Below are 3,195 nucleotides of genomic sequence, written 5' to 3' on the forward strand. Positions count from 1 at the left end.
GCGAGGTCGAAGGGACGCGCGGCCTCTTCCGCGGCGAGCCGTCGCGCTTCGGCTTCCGGGTTCGCGGCGTCCATCAGTGTCCGTGCAGGGCAGATGGAAGGGCGCGGGCGGTGTGGATGTGATGCACAGGCACGCCTCATGCTGCGCGAACTGCGTCGTGCCGCAACGGCTTCGTGCCGAATGCACCAGCGCTTCGAAGGCGGCTCCAGGGCCGCCCCGTTCAGGGCGCCGTGGATCCGCAGCGCCACGGGGATGTTGTCGCGGGCAGAGCGGGGCAGTTGGTCCAGGAGCCACATCCGCTGCTGGGCGAAGGAGAGGGGAGACGCGTGTGTCCGTGCGCGGACGGGCACGAACGCGGGCGAGTTCCCTGGCACGGCCTGCGCGCCGGTCGCTGCGTGGGCTGCACGATGCGCGCGGCGATGCCTTTCGCAGCGTGTGGACTCCTCGAAGAGGGCGCTGCACGGGCAGTCTCCACGTGCGAAGGCAGCGCGGATTCGGCGGGGCACCACCCGCGTGGCCATGCAGGGAGTGGCCGCCCAGGGCGAAGAAGTCATCCTGCGCGCCGACGGTGGGCACGCGCAGCACGTCGGCCCAGAGCGCCGCGAGCTTCTCCTCGGTCCCGGGACGGGGGGCTTCGTGGCCGTGCGCCTGGGCTTCGGGCGCGGGCAGCGCCTTCCTGTCCACCTTGCCGTTGGGCGTCAGGGGTAGGGCGTCCAGCATCACATAGGCGGCGGGCGCCATGGACTCGGGCAGCGTCCTGCTGGAGGAAGGCGCGCAGCTCGACGGCGTCGGGCGCGCGGGTGCTCGGGACGACGTAGGCGACGAGCCGTGCATTGCCCGGCACGTCCTCGCGCACCAGGACGAGCGCCTGGGCGACGGCGGGGTGCTGACGCAGCAGGGCTTCGATTTCACCCAGCTCGATGCGCAGGCCGCGCAGCTTCACCTGGAAGTCGATGCGGCCCAGGTATTCGAGCGTGCCGTCCTCGCTCCAGCGCGCCTTGTCTCCCGTGCGGTACATGCGCTCGCCGGGGGTGGTGGCGAAGGGGTTCGGGACGAAGTGCTCGGCGGTGCGGGCAGGCTGGCCCAGGTAGCCACGCGCCAGGCCCGCGCCCGCGATGAACAGCTCACCGGCGACGCCGACGGGCACGGGTTGCTGGTGCGCATCCAGCACGTATGTGCGCACGTTGAGCAGCGGCCCGCCCAGGGTGGGTTGCGTCCGTGGACGGACGGCGAAGGCGGTGGCGTCCACGGTGCACTCGGTGGGGCCGTAGACGTTGAAGGTGCGCGTGCGCGTGGAGGCCGCGAGCGTCGCCCACGTCGCTTCATCCAGGGCTTCACCGCCGGGCACGAGCAGGGCCGGAGCGAAGTCTCCGTCCAGCAGGCCCGCCTGGAGCAGCAGCCGCAGCAGCGAGGGCGTGCAGTCCAGCACGTCCACCCTGGCCTCGCGCACCCAGGGCACCATCGCTTCCGCGTCCTGACGGAGGGCGTCCGGGACGATGCACAGGCAGTGGCCGTCCAGCAATTGCACGACCTGCTTGACGGAGCCGTCGAAGGCGAGCGGCGCGTTGACGCTGACCCGCAGGCCGGACGGCTGGGCTTCGTAGACGGTCCGCTTCAGCGCCGCATGTAGGTTGAGCACCGAGCGGTGCTGCACCATGACGCCCTTGGGCGTGCCCGTGGAGCCCGAGGTGTAGATGACGTAGGCCAGGTTGTCGGGGCCGGCCCATGGCGCCGGATCATGCGTCGGCTCCGAAGCCAGGTGTTCTCCTGCCGCGTCCAGGCACGGCGTCTGGAGGCCCGAAGCCTCCAGCTCCGCGGCCAGCCGCGCTGGAGTGAGGACGACGCGAGCCGCGCTGTCCTGGATGGCGAAGCTCCTGCGTTGGAACGGCCAGGCGGGATCCAGGGGCACGTAGGCGCCACCGGCCTTGAGGACCCCGAGCAGCGCGACCACCATCTGGACGGACCGTTCGAAGCAGAGCGCGACGCGCACCTCCGGCCCGACGCCGCAGGCACGCAGCGCGTGGGCGAGCTGGTTCGATTTGGCGTTGAGCTGGGTGAACGTCAGGACTTCGTCCTCGAAGCGCACCGCGGGTGCGTCGGGCGTGCGCGCCACCTGCTGTTCGAAGAGGTGGTGGAAGGTGCCTTCGCGCACCGGCTCCCGGGCGGTGTCGTTCCAGTCCACGAGCATCCGCTGGCGCTCCTCGGGCGTCAGCAGCGTCAGGGCGTGGAGGGCCTGATCGGGTCGGGCGACGAGGGACTCCAGCAGCACCTGGAAGTGCCGTGCGAGGCCGGTGGCCGTGGCCTTGGAGACTCGCGCGGCGCGGTACTGGAGCACGCCCTGGAGGCCATCCGGCGTGTCACTCAGGTTGAGGGAGAGCTCGAACTTGCTGGGGGCCGCGAGCTCTTCCCCGAAGGGACGCAGCGTCAGGGAGGGCAGGGTGAGCGCCTCCACCGGCAGGTTCTGCAACACGAAGAACGCCTGGAAGAGGGGCGTGCGGTCCAGGTCGCGCTCGGGGTGGAGCTCCTCGACGAGCTTCTCGAACGGGACGTCCTGGTGCTCGAAAGCCCCCAGCGCTCCATCTCGCACCTGGGCCAGCAGCTCCCGGAATGAAGCCGTCGCGCCGGGCCGCGCGCGCAGCACCAGCGTGTTGACGAAGAAGCCGATGAGGCCTTCAAGCTCCGAGAAGCGCCGGCCCGCGATGGGCGTGCCCACCAGCAGGTCGTCCTGCCCGGTGTAGCGCGAGAGCAGGAGCTGGTAGGCGGCCAGCAGGACCATGAAGGGCGTGGCCCCTTCCTTCCGGGCCAGGGCCTCGACGGCGTGGCCCAGCTCCCGGGGCAGCCTCAGCGGGATGCGGGATGCCTGCGCGGCCGGGACGGAAGCGCGCGGCGTCCCGGTGGGCAGCTCCAGTTGCGTGGGGGCGCCGGCCAGGTGCTGGCGCCACCAGGAGACCTGCTGCTCCAGCACGTCACCGTGCAGCCACGAGCGCTGCCACGCGGCATGGTCGGCGTACTGCACCGGCAGCGCGGGCAGGGCCGTGGGCCTGCCGTCGTGGAAGCCCTGGTAGAGCGCGGCCATCTCGCGCACCAGCACGCCGGTGGACCAACCGTCGGAGATGATGTGGTGCAGCGTCAGCAAGAGGACGTGCTGGGCTCCACCCAGCTTCAGCAGGTGGACCCGCAGCAGCGGGACCGGCG

2 protein-coding genes are annotated in these 3,195 nt (G+C 71.5%); both read right to left on the reverse strand.

Going from position 1 to position 3,195, the window contains the following annotated elements:
- Positions 1–585 (reverse strand): hypothetical protein (locus OV208_RS41465; RefSeq protein WP_420715108.1); only part of this gene is annotated, 585 nt, incomplete at its 3' end.
- A partial coding sequence (locus OV208_RS41195) for a non-ribosomal peptide synthetase (protein WP_267579468.1) occupies positions 551–3,195 on the reverse strand: 2,645 nt, incomplete at its 5' end. The genes OV208_RS41195 and OV208_RS41465, both read right to left, overlap by 35 nt.

It is taken from the genome of Corallococcus sp. bb12-1 (assembly GCF_026626765.1).
Lineage (GTDB): Bacteria > Myxococcota > Myxococcia > Myxococcales > Myxococcaceae > Corallococcus > Corallococcus terminator.